At 30.6% G+C, this 19,255-nt stretch carries 18 protein-coding genes and 1 tRNA gene; 9 read left to right on the plus strand and 10 right to left on the minus strand.

Going from position 1 to position 19,255, the window contains the following annotated elements; all coding sequences use genetic code 11:
* The 8 genes from ACVC5O_RS15530 to ACVC5O_RS15565 all read left to right on the plus strand — a co-directional run.
* Window positions 1–1,102: T9SS type B sorting domain-containing protein (locus ACVC5O_RS15530; protein ID WP_452222394.1), on the plus strand; the 1,102-nt coding region annotated here is incomplete at its 5' end.
* 63 nt (window positions 1,103–1,165) lie between these two features.
* Window positions 1,166–2,107, plus strand: coding sequence for a PorP/SprF family type IX secretion system membrane protein (locus ACVC5O_RS15535; protein WP_452222395.1), 942 nt, complete (start codon window positions 1,166–1,168; stop codon window positions 2,105–2,107).
* Between the two features lie 18 nt (window positions 2,108–2,125).
* Window positions 2,126–4,021, plus strand: coding sequence for an OmpA family protein (locus ACVC5O_RS15540; protein ID WP_452222396.1), 1,896 nt, complete (start codon window positions 2,126–2,128; stop codon window positions 4,019–4,021).
* 121 nt (window positions 4,022–4,142) lie between these two features.
* Entirely contained in the window at window positions 4,143–4,679 is a 537-nt protein-coding gene (gene idi, locus ACVC5O_RS15545; RefSeq protein ID WP_452222397.1) for an isopentenyl-diphosphate Delta-isomerase, read from the plus strand.
* On the plus strand, window positions 4,663–5,073 hold the full coding sequence (locus ACVC5O_RS15550; RefSeq protein ID WP_452222398.1) for a 6-pyruvoyl trahydropterin synthase family protein: 411 nt from the start codon (window positions 4,663–4,665) through the stop codon (window positions 5,071–5,073). Before idi ends, ACVC5O_RS15550 begins: the two co-directional genes overlap by 17 nt.
* A complete protein-coding gene (locus tag ACVC5O_RS15555) occupies window positions 5,073–6,050 on the plus strand; it encodes a type I phosphomannose isomerase catalytic subunit (RefSeq protein ID WP_452222399.1) in 978 nt (325 codons plus the stop codon). The genes ACVC5O_RS15550 and ACVC5O_RS15555 overlap by 1 nt, the downstream gene beginning before the upstream one ends.
* Before the next feature lie 27 nt (window positions 6,051–6,077).
* Complete coding sequence (locus ACVC5O_RS15560) at window positions 6,078–6,347, plus strand: hypothetical protein (protein ID WP_452222400.1); 270 nt, start codon at window positions 6,078–6,080, stop codon at window positions 6,345–6,347.
* A gap of 49 nt (window positions 6,348–6,396) precedes the next feature.
* Window positions 6,397–6,470 (plus strand) — tRNA-Thr (locus tag ACVC5O_RS15565).
* A 125-nt stretch (window positions 6,471–6,595) separates the two neighbouring features.
* Here ACVC5O_RS15565 and ACVC5O_RS15570 read toward each other — a convergent pair.
* The 4 genes from ACVC5O_RS15570 to ACVC5O_RS15585 all read right to left on the minus strand — a co-directional run bounded on the left by ACVC5O_RS15570 (window position 6,596) and on the right by ACVC5O_RS15585 (window position 10,176).
* The gene (locus ACVC5O_RS15570) at window positions 6,596–7,294 is read right to left on the minus strand and encodes a DUF4369 domain-containing protein (protein WP_452222401.1); all 699 of its coding nucleotides are present in this window, start codon (window positions 7,292–7,294) and stop codon (window positions 6,596–6,598) included.
* A gap of 54 nt (window positions 7,295–7,348) precedes the next feature.
* Window positions 7,349–8,656 carry a DUF819 family protein gene (locus ACVC5O_RS15575; RefSeq protein ID WP_452222402.1) on the minus strand — a complete coding sequence of 436 codons (1,308 nt, stop codon included), beginning with the start codon at window positions 8,654–8,656 and terminating at the stop codon, window positions 7,349–7,351.
* Window positions 8,657–9,225: 569 nt separating this feature from the next.
* A complete protein-coding gene (locus ACVC5O_RS15580; RefSeq protein ID WP_452222403.1) occupies window positions 9,226–9,819 on the minus strand; it encodes an alpha-ketoglutarate-dependent dioxygenase AlkB family protein in 594 nt (197 codons plus the stop codon).
* 3 nt (window positions 9,820–9,822) lie between these two features.
* Window positions 9,823–10,176, minus strand: a complete 354-nt coding sequence (locus ACVC5O_RS15585) for a DoxX family protein (protein ID WP_452222404.1) — start codon at window positions 10,174–10,176, stop codon at window positions 9,823–9,825.
* Between the two features lie 44 nt (window positions 10,177–10,220).
* Here ACVC5O_RS15585 and ACVC5O_RS15590 point away from each other — a divergent pair, with 44 nt between their 5' ends.
* Window positions 10,221–10,886 carry a M15 family metallopeptidase gene (locus ACVC5O_RS15590; protein ID WP_452222405.1) on the plus strand — a complete coding sequence of 222 codons (666 nt, stop codon included), beginning with the start codon at window positions 10,221–10,223 and terminating at the stop codon, window positions 10,884–10,886.
* A 13-nt stretch (window positions 10,887–10,899) separates the two neighbouring features.
* Here the strand turns inward: ACVC5O_RS15590 and ACVC5O_RS15595 are convergent, their stop codons facing one another.
* The 6 genes from ACVC5O_RS15595 to ACVC5O_RS15620 are packed head-to-tail and all read right to left on the minus strand — an operon-like array spanning window position 10,900 to window position 19,212.
* Complete coding sequence (locus ACVC5O_RS15595; protein WP_452222406.1) at window positions 10,900–13,461, minus strand: DEAD/DEAH box helicase family protein; 2,562 nt, start codon at window positions 13,459–13,461, stop codon at window positions 10,900–10,902.
* 10 nt (window positions 13,462–13,471) lie between these two features.
* Window positions 13,472–14,200, minus strand: a complete 729-nt coding sequence (locus ACVC5O_RS15600; protein ID WP_452222407.1) for a hypothetical protein — start codon at window positions 14,198–14,200, stop codon at window positions 13,472–13,474.
* Window position 14,201: 1 nt separating this feature from the next.
* Window positions 14,202–16,178: a DNA methyltransferase gene (locus tag ACVC5O_RS15605; protein WP_452222408.1), complete on the minus strand. Its 1,977-nt coding sequence runs from the start codon at window positions 16,176–16,178 to the stop codon at window positions 14,202–14,204.
* A 56-nt stretch (window positions 16,179–16,234) separates the two neighbouring features.
* Window positions 16,235–17,467 (minus strand): M48 family metallopeptidase, encoded by a 1,233-nt coding sequence (locus ACVC5O_RS15610; protein WP_452222409.1) that lies wholly within the window; start codon window positions 17,465–17,467, stop codon window positions 16,235–16,237.
* Window positions 17,468–18,412, minus strand: coding sequence for a hypothetical protein (locus ACVC5O_RS15615; protein ID WP_452222410.1), 945 nt, complete (start codon window positions 18,410–18,412; stop codon window positions 17,468–17,470).
* 2 nt (window positions 18,413–18,414) lie between these two features.
* A complete protein-coding gene (locus tag ACVC5O_RS15620; protein WP_452222411.1) occupies window positions 18,415–19,212 on the minus strand; it encodes a TrmH family RNA methyltransferase in 798 nt (265 codons plus the stop codon).
* Window positions 19,213–19,255: the final 43 nt, after the last annotated feature.

Genomic DNA, 19,255 nt, shown 5'->3' on the forward strand with positions numbered 1-19,255 from the left:
TCCATTAGGTGATGCTACAGTAGATGTAGAAGAGAATACATTACCAGCAGATATTGATCCAACATTAACAACAACCGGATCAGATCCAGAAACGGTAACAGTAGTTGATGGTACAACAGCATCTACAAACGATGGATATGCACCAATAATGATAGATTCTGATGGTGATGGAGTTTTAGATAGTGTTGAGATTATGAATGGAACAGACCCATCAAATCCATGTAGCTACAATCCGGAAGATGTGACTGAAGTTCAAACCGAACCGTTTTTATCTTTAGATTGTGATGGTGATGGAGTACCTAACGGAGATGAGTTATTCCCACCAGATGGAGAAGAACCAACAGACCCAACAAATCCTTGTGATTTCTTAATAGCTGATGTTTCTCTACCTCAATCACCAGAATGGGTAGAAGGAGATTGTGACAATGATAATGTAAGTAATGGAGATGAATTACCATTTGGTGATACAGATGGAGATGGTTTACCTAACTTTAATGATCCAGATGACGATAATGATGGTGTAGATACTATTAATGAAGATTATGGTAACACAAATCCTGATAATGGTCCTTTTGATCCTACAGGAGATGATGACCCAACAAATGATGATACAGATGGAGATGGTATTCCAGATTATTTAGATGTTGATGATGATAATGATGGTATTCTAACTATGAATGAAGGTCCAGATCCTGATGAAAATGGAATAGGTTTCGGAGGAGATGCTATAGATAGTGATGGTGATGGTTTACCAGATTATTTAGAAGTTCATAACTATGATCCTAATGCAGAAGATGATTTAGAAATCTTTAATTCGGTAACACCAAATGGTGATAATGATAATGATGTGTTTGTAATAAGAAACATAGAGTTATTCCCGAATAATACATTAAAAATCTATAACCGTTGGGGAGTATTAGTGTATGAAACCGAAGGTTACGGCCAGAATGGTGAGTATTTCAGAGGTGAATCTAATGGAAGAGTAACTATCCAGAAAGAAGAGCAATTACCAGTAGGAACTTACTTCTATGTACTAGATTATGTAGTACCTTCAAGTGGAGAATCTAAGTGTAGAGCAGGATACTTATACATTCAACGATAAATAATATATTTTGGAGGTAGTAGTACACTACCTCCAATAAATTTAATTATATACCTAGTTATAATGAAAAATAAAATTTTAATATTAGTAATCATTATTAGTTCTACATTTTGTGTAGACTCTTATGCACAGCAAGATGCACAATATACTCAATACATGTATAATACAATGAGTGTTAATCCTGCTTATGCTGGATCTCGCGATCTATTAAGCTTTACAGGTCTTTACAGAACGCAATGGGTTGGGTTAGATGGAGCACCAGACACATTTACATTTAATGTGCATTCACCAATTGGTCAATCCGAAAAAGTTGGTCTAGGTCTATCTGTAATTCATGACGAAATTGGACCTACACAAGAAACTAATATAGATATCGCTTTCTCTTACAGAGTAAATACTTCAGAATTAGGTGAATTGTTTTTCGGTATAAAAGGAGGTGGACATTTATTAAATGTAGATTATACTAAATTAAACACTTATAATCCTAGTGATGTTTTATTGCAAGAAAATATTGATAACAAATTTTCTCCAAATGTTGGAGCTGGTGTATATTTTAGGCATAATGATAAATTTTATATTGGATTATCTGCACCTAATTTATTAGAGACTAAACATTTTGGAAACAACGATCAACAACAAGCTTCAATAGCAAAAGAAAGAATTAATCTCTATTTAATTAGTGGTTATGTTTTTGATTTAAACGAAGATTTAAAATTTAAGCCAGCTGTATTATTTAAAGGTGTACAAGGAGCACCTTTACAAGCAGACTTAACAGCTAATTTTTTACTGAAAGAGAAATTAACATTGGGAGTTGCTTACAGATGGGATGCTGCATTTAGTGGTTTAATTGGTTACCAACTTTCAGATGATTTGATGTTAGGATTTGCATACGATAGAGAAATTACAGAACTGGGTCAAACTAAATTTAATGATGGTTCATTTGAAATTTTCTTGAGATTTGAATTAAATAAAATTAGTAAAATATTATCACCAAGATTCTTCTAATTATTAAGATAGCATATTATGAAAAAAAATATATTTATATTAACAATAATTTCTTTCTGTCTTGTCTTTAGTACATATGCACAAGATATTCCTAAAAAGACAAAACAGGAATACGAAACCTTGTCTTATGTAAAATCTACTAAAAAGCTTTTAAATTTAGTAGATCAAGGTATAAAAACACAAGAAGTGCTTCAAAAGCTAGGAAACGCTTACTATTTTAATAGTAAAATGGAAGACGCCTCTAAGTGGTATGGAGAACTTTTATCTACTTATGAAGACGTAGATTCAGAGTACTTTTATAGATACGCAATGACACTTAAAGCTATGGGAGAATATACCAAAGCAAATGAGTGGATGGAATATTTTGCACAGTCTAAGCCAGACGATAAAAGAGCAATTTTATACTCTCAATCGCCAAATTACTTATCTACAATCGATAAGATTTCAACTCAATTCGAAATTGAAAACCTAAGTACAAATACAAAATATTCTGATTTTGGTACATCATTCTATAAAGATGGAATTGTTTTTGCTTCTTCTAGAGGAACTGGCGGAAAACTCTATTCTTGGAATGAGCAACCTTTCTTAGACTTATATTATAAAGAGTTTAATAGTGATAAAGTTGTGCCTTTAGATGAGGATGTTAACACAAAGTTTCATGAATCATCAACTTCTTTTACTAACGATGGTACTACAATGTACTTTACACGTAATAATTACTACAGAGGAAAAGAAAGAAAAAGTAACGAGCGAGTTAACGGTTTAAAAATCTATAAAGCTACATTAGAAAATGGAAGTTGGGGAAATATAGTACCAATGCCATTTAATAACGATGATTATAATGTTGCACATCCAGCATTAAGTGCAGATAATAAAAAATTATACTTTGCATCAGATATGCCAGGAACATTAGGTAAATCAGATTTATTTGTTGTAGATATAAATGATGATGGATCTTACGGAGAGCCAAGAAATTTAGGTCCAAGTATAAATACTGAAGGACGAGAAAACTTTCCATATATTAGTAATAATGGAACATTATACTTCTCTTCAGATGGACGCTTAGGTTTAGGTGGATTAGATGTTTTCTTTGTAGATTTAGAAAGCTCAAATTTAGAAGTTAATAATATAGGTAAACCAATTAATGGTCCTAAAGATGATTTTGAATATATAATTGATGAAAATACTTTAACAGGATATTTCACATCTAACAGAAGCGGAGGAAAAGGAGATGACGATATTTATAAATTTGGTCAAATCCCTTGCGATCAATTTGTTTCTGGTACAGTAGTCGATAAAAATACAAATGAAATTATTCCAAATGCAAACGTTATTGTTTACGATTCTGATAGAGTTGAAGTACAAAATATGACTTCAGACGAAAACGGAGCATTTAGCTATGAGTCTAATTGTAAAAAAGAAAATTACCTTGTTATTGCAACCAAAGGAGGATATTTCCCAGATGAAATTCTATTCGAAAACAACACTAATGATGATGTAGTGTTAAAATTAAATTTAGAACCTAAAGTTGTCGCTCCAGTAGAAACAGATTTAGCTGTTTACTTAGATTTAGATCCTATCTATTTTGATTTCGATAAATCGAATATAAGAGCAGACGCAAGAATAGAAATTCAAAAAGTAATTGATTATATGAATGCTTACCCAACAGTTAAAGTTGATGTAAGATCTCACACAGATAGTAGAGCACCAGACCTTTATAACGACGCACTTTCAGAAAGAAGAAACAAATCTACAATCCAATACTTAATCAATAGTGGTATTTCTGCTAGTAGATTAACAGGAAGAGGTTATGGAGAAAACGTTCTAGTAAACGAATGTAGTAATGGTGTTAAGTGTACAGAAGCGCAACACCAAGATAATAGACGTAGTGAGTTTATAGTTATTTCTAACTAATTTATTGCTTCTCTTAAAATTATAAAAAGTGCTCTCCAAACGAGAGCACTTTTTTGTTTTAGTATTTATAACAAATCCTTAACCTATTTTATTAAATTTGTTTAATAATTTTGAATTATAAATGACAGAAGAAAAAGTAATTTTAGTAAACGAAAAGGATGAACAAATTGGCTTAATGCCTAAAATGGAAGCACATGAAAAAGCGCTGCTCCATCGTGCATTCTCAGTTTTTGTTTTTAATAGTAAAAACGAACTTATGCTACAGCAAAGAGCTTTAACTAAATATCACTCTCCTGGACTATGGACCAACACTTGTTGTAGCCATCAACGCGATGGAGAAAGCAATTTAGAAGCAGGTAAACGCCGTTTAAACGAAGAGATGGGATTTATAACACCACTAAAAGAAACTACATCATTTATATATAAAGCACCTTTTGATAATGGCTTAACAGAGCACGAATACGATCATATAATGATTGGCTATTACGAAAACGAACCAATAATTAATACAGAAGAAGTTGCAAGTTGGAAGTGGATGCCGTTAGAAGACGTTAAAAAAGATATTATTACAAATCCAGAGGAGTACACAGCCTGGTTTAAAATAATTTTCGATAAATTTTATAATCATATAAACATTAAAAATGAGAGTGACAGTTAGTAGGAGAGCACATTTTAATGCAGCACATAGGTTGTACAGAAAAGATTGGGATATGGCAAAAAACAATGCTGTGTTTGGTAAATGTAACAATCCTAACTTTCATGGTCATAATTACGAACTTATAGCTAGTGTAACAGGAGAAATAGATCAAGAAACAGGTTTTGTAATAGATGTAAAAATTTTAAAAGACATTATAAAATCTGAAGTCGAAGACGCTTTTGATCATAAAAACTTAAATATAGACGTGCCAGAATTTAAAGACTTAAATCCAACGGCCGAGAATATTGCTGTAATTATTTACAATAAAGTAAAAGCTAAATTAGACAATCACTTAGATTTAGAAATTACACTTTACGAAACACCGAGAAATTTTGTATCCTATTCAGGTAAATAATGACATCTACAAAATTATATCCTCTAAAGTTTCAGCCTATTTTAAAAGAAAAAATTTGGGGTGGAACAAAGCTTAATTCTATTCTTAATAAAAACAGTACATCTAAACGTTTAGGGGAAAGTTGGGAAATTAGCGATGTAGAAAATAGCATTTCTATAATAAGCAACGGAGAACTTAAAGGCACTAGTTTAAAAGCGTTGTTAAAAGCATTTAAAAGCGATTTAATAGGCAAAAAGAATTATAAAGTATTTGGAGATGCCTTTCCTTTATTAATTAAGTACATAGACGCTAAAGAAAACCTATCTGTACAACTACATCCTAACGATGAGTTAGCTGCAAAACGCCATAATTCTTTTGGCAAAACCGAAATGTGGTACGTTATGCAAGCAGATAAAGATGCTGAATTAATAATAGGTTTTAATAAAAAAATACATCAAAAAGAGTATTTACAGCATTTAAAAACAAAAACATTAACTAAAATCCTTCATACGGAACAAGTAAAAGAAGGCGATGCTTATTTTATAGAAGTAGGCAGAGTACACGCTATTGGAGCAGGTGTTTTATTAGCAGAAATTCAGCAAACAAGTGACATTACCTATCGTGTTTACGATTGGGATAGAAAAGACGACTCTGGTAACTCAAGAACATTACACAACGACTTAGCTATTGATGCTATTAATTTTGAAATGAAAAACGATTTTAAAGTTAATTATAGTCATACACCAAACCTCTCCAATCACATGGTTAGCTGTCCTTATTTTACAACGAATATAATTCCTATTGAAGATAAAGAAATTACAAAAACAAACACTTTCGATTCTTTTATAATATATATGTGTGTAGATGGCGAGGCAGAGTTTAATACAGAAATAGGCTTAGAGAATATAAAACAAGGGGAAACCATCTTGTTACCAGCAAAAATAAAGTGCTTTAAAATTAGTGCGAAAAAAGCAAAACTATTAGAAGTTTATGTTTAATTTTGCGAACTATTAAATTATAATATTATGGCAAATAAAAGAGACCTAAAAAAAGACATTAATTATGTTTTAGGTGATATTATCGAAGCAGTTTACGTTTGGGAACTTACTAATCCGGATAAAGACACAAAAAAGAGTGAAGCTATTATAGACGAAGCTATTACTACATTCGATGACTTAATTACTAAGGTAAATGACAAATCTGTAGAAAACAAAAAGGCACATTTTAAATCAATTAATGCAGAGCTTGAAACAAAAGGTAGAGCGTTAATTGATAAAATTAATGCATTGAGCTAATAAAAGTTTGCAAATTAAATTTCAAAATTTATATTTGCACTTCTTTTTTGCCGATGTAGCTCAGCTGGCTAGAGCAGCTGATTTGTAATCAGCAGGTCGTGGGTTCGAGTCCCTCCATCGGCTCTTAAAGCTTTTTCTTAATTGAAGAAGCTTTTTTTTATTCCTATTTTTCTTAAATTATGATATAAAAAAAACACCAATCTTAACAGATTGATGTTCTTCTTTTATATTGTATTATCGTGATAATTTTACTGTTCTTCAGCTTTAATCTTTTCAATAAAATTTTGTAGCTCAATACCATACTTACTAGTTTTAACCTCTTTAGTTAAAGAGTTATTTATACTATCTAACCATGTAATGTTTGCATTGTAGGCTTCAGTTAATGCTAAGTAAGGTGCAACTTCACTATCCTTATTGGTTAAAGCAAAATTAATTGTGTATCTATATTTTTGTTTAATGAGATTTTCTGCTTGTTTTAAAGTATTATTAGCTAATACAGTATCATTATCTTTTTGAGCTTCAAAATTTTCTTTAATGAGGTTCAGGTTTTTATTATTAAATTGAGACATCATTCTTAAATAATCATCTAATAATTTCTGCTGCTTGGAGCCATTTATTTTAGCATCAAATGGAAAGTTCTTTAAAGTCGATTTAATTTCAGTAATCCCTTTATCTGCAAAAAAAGTCACTCTGTTTTCTTCTCCTGTTTGTTTATTTAGATATAAATAATAAATTTCTGGACTTTCTATGTCGCTTTTTAAAGTAAATTGAGAATCCCCTTTTATTACCAAACTATCTACAGTAATAGTTGTGCTATCATTATTTTTTTTAAGGTAAACTGTTCCTTTTTGTAAACCTTTAATATGTCCATTTACAATAAGTTTATCTGTATCTTTTTCGCAGGAAAATAGAACGACTACACAAAGTAAAGCTAATATATTTTTCATATTTAATAAGAAGAATTTTAAGAGCGCAAATATCAAGTATTTTTTAAGAATATACTAACCTCCAGCAGCTAATTGCATTAAAATTGTACAACCAATTGCAGCCAGTGTTCCTACTGCATATCCAAAAACAGCAAGTAAAACACCTACAGTTGCTAAAGAAGGATGAAATGCAGAAGCAACTATTGGAGCAGAAGCAGCACCACCAACATTGGCTTGGCTACCAACTGCTAAAAAGAAATAAGGCGCTTTTATAATTTTTGCAACGCCAATTAATAAAAGCGCATGAATACTCATCCATACCAAACCAATTGCAATTAACCCAACATTGTCGAAAATAGAAGTAATGTCTATTTTCATTCCAATAGAAGCTACTAAAATGTAAATAAAAACACTTCCAAACTTACTGGCTCCAGCACCTTCGTAGTTTTTAGCTTTGGTAAACGACAATAGTATGGCAATTAAAGTGGCAATACTTATCATCCAGAAAAAGGTACTGTCTAAAAATGTAAGTGTATTTTTTAACGTTGGCGACTCAATATCTTTTAAAACATCGGCAAAAAATGGCGCTAAATAATTTGCACCTAAATGTGCCATACTAACAGTGCCAAAGGCAATAGCAGCCAAAATCATTAAATCTGTTAAAGATGGATTTCTTTTTACACTCTCCGAGAATTGAGATACTTTTTCCTTTAAAGCTTCAATAGAAGAGGTGTCGGCTTTTAGCCATTTATTTATTCGATCGCGTTTTCCAATACCTATTAATAAAATAGCCATCCAAACATTAGCAACAACAATATCTACAAATACCATTTTACCATATTCTGCTTGGTTATAACCATAAATCTCTAACATTGCAGTTTGGTTTGCTCCACCACCAATCCAACTTCCTGCAAGAGTAGATAAGCCTCTCCAAACCGCATCTGGACCAACACCACCAACTGTTTCTGGAGAAACTGATGCGATTAATAATATGGCAATTGGACCACCAATTACAATGCCTAATGTACCAGTAAAAAACATTACTAGCGCTTTCCATCCTAAATTAAAAACTGCTTTTAAGTCTATACTCAAGGTCATTAATACTAATGCAGCAGGTAATAAATAACGACTTGCTACGTAGTATAAATTGGTTTTGTGCTTTATTACCTCGCCAGCATCACTAGTTGTTTCCCACTCAGGAGAAATTAAACCAATAGTGGTTAAAAGTGCTGGTAGCATATAAGCCATAAATAAACCAGGAACTATTTTATAAAATTTTTCCCAAAAACCACCTTTTAAGGATTCTGTATAAAATATTAAGCCAAGTGCCAGCATTAATACTCCAAATACTATAGTGTCGTTTGTAAATAAAGGTTCGCTCATTGTATAGGTTTTATTTTCAATGCAAAATAATCAAATATTATGGTTATAAAAAGATTTATAAAATAAGTTTGGCACGAGATTTGTTTAATACTAAACGTAATTACTTACAACGACAATATTTAGAGTGTGGTTACTTTAATATTAGAGTAGTAATTAACATATTTTTGGTTGGTTAGTATGAAAAAGCATCCTTTTTAGGATGCTTTTTCTCGTTATATCATTTTTTAATTAAATTTTAATCTGAAAAATTGAATGAATAAATGTGTTTTTTCTTGTTAACAAAAAGTGCATTTCGTCGATAATTGTATTATTTTCGACTTTAAATGTTAAAAAATAATGTATTTCATCGATTTATAATGTTTTTTAACGTGCAAATTGAAAGATAGTTTTATATTTGAAGTGTACTAAAATAAAATACTTTTTAGTTCAATGGATTAATTAATAATATTTGCAAATTGTTAAATAAATAGACCTAAATCTAAACTAACTTAACACGCAAATTACAGAAAACTGAGGTTGAGGGACCTCAGTTTTTTTGTTTCTAGACCTTTCCTATTTTACAACTCTTGCTATTTAATAATTCTAAAGGTTAAATTTAATCGAGGAGAAATTTTCTTTTTTGTTTTTGCTATTTGATGTAGCCAAAACTCTTGTGTTTGACCTTTCATTATTAATAAGCTGCCATGTTCTAACAAGAGCTTCGCTTTTTGCGATGTGTTGTGCCTATGCTTTAACTGAAAAAATCGTGGTGCTCCAAAGGTAACCGACGCAATTACTGGGTTTTTACCTAATTCTTTTTCATTATCTGCATGCCAACCATTGCTATCATTTCCATCTCTGTATAAATTAGCTAAACAAGTGGTAAAGCTTACATTCTCTATATTTTCAATTTTAGATTTTATAGCTAACAATTCTGGAGTAAAACTATGTGGTTGCATAGTAATATTGGAGTAGGAGTAAGTTTTTCCGTTATTGCCAAATAAGGCTGTTAAACGAGGCTGATTGTAAGTTTTTCCAAATACTGTAATTGTATCTTGTTGCCAAGGAATTGTATCTTTTAAAGTTTTATAATACATATTTGCTTCATTTAAACTAAAAAAATTAGGATAATATATTACCGAAGCATCTTGTATATTAAGTTGTATTTCTTCTGAAGGAAACATAAATTATAAATGGCTATAAGCCCAATACATTAATCCAAATTGTAATGGGATTTTTAAAATTAATATCCATTTTGGCAGTCCTACGGAAGCTTTTTCGCTACTCAACATATAAAAGTGAACTAATAAAAACACAACTAGCATTGCAATAATGCCATAAATAGCACTATTTTTTAATGCAGGAATGCATATTGCTATACCTAAAATAATTTCAGCTAAACCACTTAAATACACTAAAGTTTTGTGTTTTGGCAAATAATGAGGCATTACACGTAAATACAGTTTTGGTTTTACAAAATGCATAACTCCAGCAATTATATAAAGGCTAGCCATTAAGTAAATGTGCCAAGGTGAATCCATAATTAAAAATTATTTTCTCTAAATTAGCACTAAAGTTATAGGTTATGAAATTTAAATTCTTCTATTTACTAACAACTTTATGTTGGTGTGCTTTTGGACAATTACCAGAGGGTTTTGTTTATGTAAATAAATTGATACCAGATATTAAAGTAGAATTGCGGTATTGCCAAGGTAATAATTTTGTTGGAGAGCGAATAGATGGTTATAATGATGAAGTGGTTATACTTACCAAAGAAGCTGCAGTTGCACTAAAAAACGTGCAAGAGGCACTAAAACCAAAGGGATTAGGACTCATGGTTTACGATGCCTATAGACCACAACGTGCTGTTAATCATTTTGTGCGTTGGGCAAAACAGGTTAATGACACTGTGATGAAACAGCAGTTTTATCCTGCTGTAAATAAACGAAATTTGTTTAAACAAGGGTATATTGCCTCAAAATCTAGGCATAGTAGTGGCAGCACAATAGACCTTACAATTGTAGATTTAAAAACAGGTACGCCTTTAGATATGGGAACACCTTACGATTTTTTTGGACAGCAGTCTTGGGTTGCGTATAGCGAAATTAATAAAGAACAACAAGCCAATAGACAATTGTTGCAAGATGTAATGTTAAGTAATGGATTTAGGAATTATCCAAAAGAATGGTGGCATTTTACATTAAGAGGCGAACCTTATAGAAATAAATATTTTGATTTTTTAGTGGAGTAATTTTCTTAGACTACTAGGTATTGTTTAGTGTGCTTTCTAATGCGTCTTTAAATTCATTTTCGTTTTCGTTATTGTAAAAAGGAACACCTGTTATTAAATAGTTGTCTGTATCCAATTTTATAATTTCTTTTTTTGATTGTAATGTTTTTAAAAAATCTTCCTTCCACTTATCGTGTGCTTTTAAATGCTTGCCTTTTGGCTCTATAAATACTTGATATGTGAGCTCTTGTCCCGATTTTTGTTTGCAAAACAACAGGAAATCTGGCTCTAATGCTCTGCCTAGTTTATCAATTATTTTTAATGCTCTTTCGTTTCTAATTAAATAGATGTTTTTAAAATTTGGCTCTATTTTTTCAAAACGTTTGGCAAACATGTTTACAAATGCTTTTTCTTCGCTGGTTCCGTAGTTAGCGTTAAAAACATACCAATCTTTATTAGCTATAAGTGCTTCTTGTCCGTTTGCACGTTCGCTATTTTTGTACACTTTTATTTCTTTATCTTTAAACACCTCGTGTATATATTTGCTTGTGTATTCTGAGCCTTCGTATTGAGTTAGGTTTGTCTTAATTTCAGATTCTATGCTTTGAAGCAATTTTTGAGTAGCTTGTAAATAATCGAGATTTGAAAGTTCTAAAAGCCTTATTTTAGTACCATTAAATGTGATACTTAAACCACCTAAATACGCTTCACTTTCTATAAAGTTTGTAAGCGAATTTAAGTTTGGGAAATAGTGCTCTAAATTAGCAAAATAGAAAAACGGATTTTGAGATAAAGCGTGTCTAACAATATGTTTTGGAATGTTTAAAACGTCTATAGCTTTAGCTTCTGTTTTTTCAGTTGAAGTGTTTTTTTCTTCAGTACTAAAAATAGCAGATTTAACGCCAATACCAGAAGAAAGATTGAATTCAATATTGCGTTTTGCAACACCTAAATCTGAAAAAGACTTTACATTGTTATAACTTTTTTCAATTTTTTTATTGAAGATAACTTTCCCTTTTTTATAAAATTCTGTAGTTTTAAATGAAGGCTTCAACATGAGTTTTTTAGTCTCTAACTTGTCTTCATCTTCATAAATTCCTGATTCTATTAATGCCTTTTTTAGTTCAGAAATGTAGCGGTTATCTTCTTTGGTATGGTAATATAATTCTTCTAAAATTTTTAAATCGTTTGAGGAATCATCGTCATATTTACGTTTATATACGTTTTGATTTTCTTCTATTTTAAAAGGAAAATATCTTGCACCACGACCAATTAATTGTGCTTCAGAGAGTGTTGTTTTACCAATTTTAGTGTTAGAACCACCAGTATTTTGACCTTCGTATAAGCGTACAATGTCAAACAAGTTTAACACATCCCAACCTTCGTTTAATTTTTGTACTGCAAATACTGCTCTAATAGGATTATTGCTGTCTTCTAAGGTGTTTAATTTAATCTGGTTTAACTCTGCTTCCTTGTCATTATTGGCACTAATACAATTTTCTTCTTTAAAATTAGATTGAATGCGTTTAGCAATGTCAACCGAAGAAAGCTTTTTAGCCTTAAAAAACTGAAATGCTTTTTGAACAATTTGCACAGTAGAAGTGTTTTTAATGGCATCAACCATTTCTGCCGAAAACGCTTCTATTAATAGATGAAAGTTCTCTTTGTTTTGCTCAGATTCCTTAATGGTTCGTTTGGCTTTAAAAAGTATTACAGGTTTTAAGTTAATGTTATGTGAGGTGGCTAATTCTTGGCGATATAAATTTAAAATTAAGGCTTGTATAATGCGTTCTTTTTCATCGTAAAGTGATCTTATAAGATTTATTTCTTTTGAATATTTATCGATTCTAAATTGAGCTAAATCGTATTTATAAATTACTTTATCTTGATATTTATTGGTAATGTCTCTACTTTCATAATCTAAAGTTGCTGTAAATTCTAAAAGCAAATTATTTTTATTTTGTTTTAAAATTTCTTCGACAGTGCCTTCCCAGCTTCCAAATAATTTTCCATTGTTTTTTGTAGCAGAACTTAGGTGGTGTGCTTCGTCTGCAATTAATGCGATTTTTTTATCCTTAAAATCTTCGTAAGTAACGCTATTTTCTTTGGTGTTATTTAAATCTAAATGGAGTTGTTGTATAGTAGTGAAATTTATATTTATGTTCTCGTTATCTGCTTCTTCAAAATTTGAAACCTCTTTTATTACTACTTTTTTAGCATCAAAAACTATTGTGTCACTAAATAGGTATTTGGATGCTTGCGGATTTAAAAAATTGTCTTTTGTTTTAGTTATAATAGTGTTTGAATTCACAAAAAATAAAAAGTTTCGATATCCTTTTTTATATAAATAGAGCATTAATCCAGCCATTACTAATGTTTTGCCACTACCAGTTGCCATGTTGTAGAGTAGGTGATAAGGTTGGTTTGGCTTGGATTCAAAATCCTCGTTATAAGTTAGTATAAACCGTTTAAAAGCCTCGGTTTGGTATGGTCTTACCTTATATTTAAGATTGTTTGTAATATCATGAGATACTATAGTTTTAGCCAATCCTCGTTTGCCGAATTCTTGTATTAAGGATTTATATAGAAATGCCATACCTATAAAGTTACTGGTTGAATAGATTGATTAAATGGGTTGTAGAAATTTTTTCTACTTTAAAAGGTACCATTTTTCCCCAACCGCTAATAGTTTCAGATTTACTGCAATCTACAGTTTTTAAATCTCCTATAAAATACTCAGTATCGTTGGTGCAAACCAATAACAATTCTAATCCAGAAAAAATATCTAAAACAATTTCTTTAAAAGAGATGCATTGTCCAATACCAATATAACCAGTAGAGTTGTTTACAAAATTCTTTTCTTCTACAAATAATTTTTTCTTTGTTAAATAAAAATCGAGGTCTGTAAGCGCAAACCCTTTTCCCATATTTTCTCTAAAAAACCGACTTAATGGCGAGGAGTCTTTACTACCTAAGGCGAAGGAATCCACAAATTTACATTGAGTTAATGCTATAATTCTATTTTTAAACTGGCTGTAAGTGATGTTGCCTTTCTCCTGCGTTTTTATATTGTGGACTGAAATGCTTTTTTCATCTTCGGAAAACTGGACGTTAATTACAGAAATCTCAGGGTTTATTTGAGATAAAATTTGCTTGTAATCGTCATTATATTCGCCCTCTATAATCACTAAGTATCGAGAATCTTTATCTTTATTTATGGCTTGTCTACACGTCACAACCCAAATATTTGAAATAAAATTGATGTTATGTTCTATTAAAACAGATGCCAATGTGCTTTTTCTAGAACCAAATATTTCTTTTTTGACGTCTTTCATTCTAGTTGTAAAAACTGTTAGTTATCTTTTTATCTTCTTCAGAAACTTTATAATCTGAATCATTAATAGAAGACACATTAACATACAATTGATTTTTATCTAATAAAGAGATTAAATGCTGTTTTTGAAACTGTAATTCTAAAGCGTTAAAGGCGTCTATATTTTCGTTTTGTTTTTTTAAATCTACATTATAATTTAAAAACGATTTTGCTTTCATTTCTTCCCAAATGCTAAGTAAATCCTCTTTGCTTGTAGCCTCTTTAATACGATCTATAAAATTCTGGTTGTATTTTTTTAATTCAAAATAAACAAAAGTGTCTTTTAAATTATTTTGTTGTAATACGTTTTGATTTCGCTCAATACAAATGTTAATATGGTCGTTTAATTGCTCCACAAGAATAAATTTTCTATTTCCATTATCTACTTTGTTTAATTCTAAAACAGCGTGACCAGTTGTGCCACTTCCTGCATGAAAATCTAAAATAATATCGTTTGGACCAGACATTAGTTTTATGGTGTCTAAAACGGTATAAATAGATTTAGGGAAGCTAAAGTTTTTTCGACCAATTATTTTTTCTAATAAGCGAATACCATTGTGATTGGCATTGTACTTTTTATCGCTCCAAACCGTTGGTACTTTTTGGCCTTTTTCAATTCTATATTTTTCAAAAATAGTAATAGATTCATCTTTGTTTTTTACAGCAATTAACTCGTCTAATTTTTGTTCTGTAGATTTTTTAGACAGTTTCCAAGTTCTTTTTTGTCCTGTTGCAGTAATTGGAAACACTTCAATTGTATTGTCTGTTTTATGTAATGTGATGTTTTTTAAATCTTTACTTACATATAAAGGATACCAAAATGTTGGTTTATTTACTTTAAGATTTGCATTACCTCCTCCAACACGTATAAACTGTTTGAGTTTGTATTTTCCTTTTTGGTCTTCTTTATCAAAGGTTTTTAAAAACTCATCATTTAAAACCACATTATTAAATGTTGCAAATTCATTATTCTTTGCATAGATGAGCATAAAATCGTTAACAGTAGAAAAATACTTGGCTTGGTTTCTACCCATTGGGTTATTTACAACCGAGATGATACCTATTCTATTTTCTTGTCCAAAAATTTCATCTGCAAGAGTAATTAAATACCCTAATTCGTAATGATCAATAGCTATTGCAATAAACCCATCTTGTTTTAAAAGGGTTTTTGCGATGGTTAATCTGTTTTTCATAAACGTTAACCAGGTAGAATGATTAAACGTATTGTTATAGGTAAAAATATTAGCGTCGCCTCCTGTATTATAAGGAGGATCTATGTATATTAACTTTACTTTTTCTGTAAATTCTTTTTTTATGGAGTGTAGTGCGAGTAGGTTATTGCCTTTAATTATTAGGTTATCTGTAATTGTGTTTTTTGGGAGGTTTCTTTTTTTGTTGAGTTCAAGATTTCTTGAAAAAAGAGATTCTTCGCTACGCTCTGAATGCCATAGTGATTCTACAGTATCTTTACTGAAGCATTTAGCATTGGTTAGGACTTTTGGTTCTAAAAGCTGTGTAATTTCGTCTTGAGCCAATATTTCATTAAAAAATATCTCGTCGCGTTTGTCCTCTTCTGTGCTTTGTCCTCCCTCTAAAACACAATCTTTAAATGGCCAAACTAAAGCCACATCGTTATTCTGTTTTAAGTATTTTTGGTTTACAGTAAGTCCTACTTTGTTTTTGTATTGCGTATAACTATCGTTTAAATAATTTTTTTGTTCTAAAAACTGTATAAATAGGTTTTGATTAAAAACTAGCGCATCTTTTATTTTAATGAAAAATTTTTCTTTTAAATCTTTATTATCGAGCAATAATTCTAATAAAACAGGATCAAAATTTTGAGCTTTATGTATTACAACCCATTTTTTTAATTGGTTAGTATCCGAAACAAAGTCGTTTACCTTTTTGAGTTGATTTTCTAATACGTCGTATAGTTTCATTCTTTCTGCTTTCAATACACGAAACTACCCTTTTTTAGCCTTAAAAACAAACTCAATTAGGCTTCTAAATTCTTAATACGTTGTAAGAGTGTTGGATGCGAATAATGCATAAAAACATAAGCAGGATGTGGTGTTAAATTGCTTAAACTGTTTTTGTTTAGTTTTTTTAAACCACTAATTAAAGGCGCTGATTTATAGGTGTTTTTAGCATAATCATCGGCTTGGTATTCAAAAACTCGAGACATATAGTTCATTGCTAACCCTGTAAGTTCAGAAAAGGGAGAGTATAAAATACCAAAAGCAATTAATCCAATATGAAAACTAGGTATTTCTATACCTAAAGCCTGTGAAAGCAATGGATTGGAAATAAACAATGAGAGTAAAAACAACATTAAACCTGTAAGTAAAACGGAAGCCACTAGATTGTAAATAATATGTTTTCGTTTATAATGGCCAACTTCGTGCGCCAATACCGCAACTATTTCATCTTCTTCTAAGTCATTAATTAAGGTGTCGTAAAGTGTCACGCGTTTTTCGCTACCAAAACCAGAAAAATATGCATTGGCTTTGGTGCTACGTTTAGAGCCATCAATCACAAAAATTTTATCTAAATTAAAACCTACTGTTTTGGCATAATTAGCAATAGCAGTTCTTAGGTTGCCTTCTTCCAAAGGTGATTGTTTATTAAATAGCGGGACAATTAATTTTGAGTAAAACAAATTCATAAAAAGGGTAAATACTGTAACTAAAATCCAAGCATAAACCCAAAACTTATTTCCTGTTTGTTGGTAAAACCAAGTTAATAGAGCTAATATACAGCCTCCAACAATAATTGTCATTAGCCAGCCTTTAAGTTTATCGATAAAAAAAGTAGCTATCGTGGTTTTATTAAATCCAAATTTTTCTTCAATAACAAAAGTTTTGTAGTAAGAGAAAGGAGTTGTAATAATGTCGCTACCCAACATAATTATACCAAAGAAAATTAATGTAATTAGTATAGAATTGTCGCTAAGTGAACGTGCTAAATTATTGACATAAGCAAAGCCATCAAAAAAGAAAAAGGCCAACGTTAAGAGTAAAGAAAACGTAGAGGTTATTATGCCAAATTTATAGTTGGTTTTTTTATAGTCTTGCGATTTTTTATAGTCTTCTTCTGCATAAACATCTTTAATGTCTTCTGGTATAGCATCATTAAAATGTTTAGCATTTAGAGCGTCTATAATTTTATCTATTATAAAGCTAATCACTAAAATGGCTATAAATATGTAAAATAGAGTAGTTGGTGTCATTTATTTTTGCGTAATTTCTTGTCCAACACGTTGGTATTCTTCTCTTATAAATGTTGGCATATTTCTGGCTCCAATAGAGTTAGAATCATCAAAACCACTTGGCCAAAAGTACCCAATTAAAGCAATTGTTTTTGGTTCTGTTTTAGCCAATTCATAATAACTAATAAATACATCTTTCATTTCTAATAATGAAATATTAGCCAAGTCTTCATGTATGCTTTGTATAAAATGTGTGTCTATTATGAAAACTATTTTTTGATTTGCATTAGAGAGTTTGCTTTTTAAAATAGTCAATTCGTTTAAAAATACTAGATCATTTTTTGGGTCTTTAATAAAATAATGATCAAATGCTACCCAATCTACACTTGTAGGAATAATTAATTCATTTAAAGCTGGATATGCCTCTACAATTAAAATTGGTATTTGAGAAAGTGTTGATTTTATATAATCTGTTGCTGTTTTTAAATCTGTGAATGAAATGCCATTCCAGGTTGGTTCTTCTCCAACATAAAAAGCTTGGATTTTGTTGGTATTGTTTTGTAAATTATTTGTGGTAACAAAACTGTTCCAACGCTGTTGGTAATCAGTTCTTAAATTATAATTAGTACCACTTGGAGCATTGGTTCCGGATTGTTCAAAGAAAAGTTCACTAATATGTAAATATGCTTTTACATCTTGATTGTTCATAATATCTAATCTGTTTACAATATTATCTGTTGGATTTAAAACAAGAATATCTGCAATATTAGAAAATGCTGAAACTTCATTAATATAATTTGTTGTTGTCGAAGGATCGTCTGTTGGGTCATCCCAAAAAACATCTATTAAACTAAAACCAAAATATTTTATATGCGATTCTGGTTGACTGTTATTTATGTTATTGTTATTATCACAACTAAAAATAGCAGCAAGAAAGAATAATAATATAGTTTGTTTTTTATTCATTATTATTTAAAGTTTCGTTGCCTTTTGGCTTCAAAAATTAAAATTCCAGCAGCTACAGAAACATTCATAGAATCTATTTCGCCTTGCATTGGGATTTTAATATTTTGTGTAGAGGCTGTTCGCCAAGCGTCGCTTAACCCTTCAGCTTCTGTTCCAACAACCAAAGCACAAGCTTTTGTGTAGTCTTGAGTATGATACTCTTTGGCTTCTTGCAAAATAGCGCTATAAATAGCAATGTTTTTTTTGTTTAAAAAGTTAATAATTTCGCTAGTAGTTCCTGTGGCTATTTGATTTGTAAATACACAACCAACACTAGAGCGAATAATATTAGGGTTGTACAAATCGGTTTTAGGGTTTGCAATAATTACTGCATCTACATTTGCTGCATCTGCAGTACGTAAAAATGCACCAATATTGCCTGGTTTTTCAGGTGCTTCTGCTACTAAAATCAATGGATTTTTTGTGTTAAAAGCTAAAGCTTCAATGGTATTAGATTTACTTTTTGCTATGGCAATAATCCCTTCAGTAGTACTTCTGTGTGCTAATTTTTGAAACACAGGTTTAGAGATTTCAATAATTTCAGTGTTAGTACTTACTAAAGTACGAATGTTTTCTTCCGAAATTAATTCAGCATAAAACAAGATTGTAGTAATTGTATAGTTTCCTTTTATGGCTAAGGTTAATTCGCGTTGTCCTTCAATTAAAAACGTTCCGGATTTTTTACGATCGCGCGCTTTTTCTTTTAACTGAAACAATTCTTTAATAAATTGATTTTGAACACTTGTAATTTCTTTAACCACTTAAATAGAGTACTTTTGGATTTTAAATACAAATTTACAGCAT

It is taken from the genome of Lacinutrix salivirga (assembly GCF_053604675.1).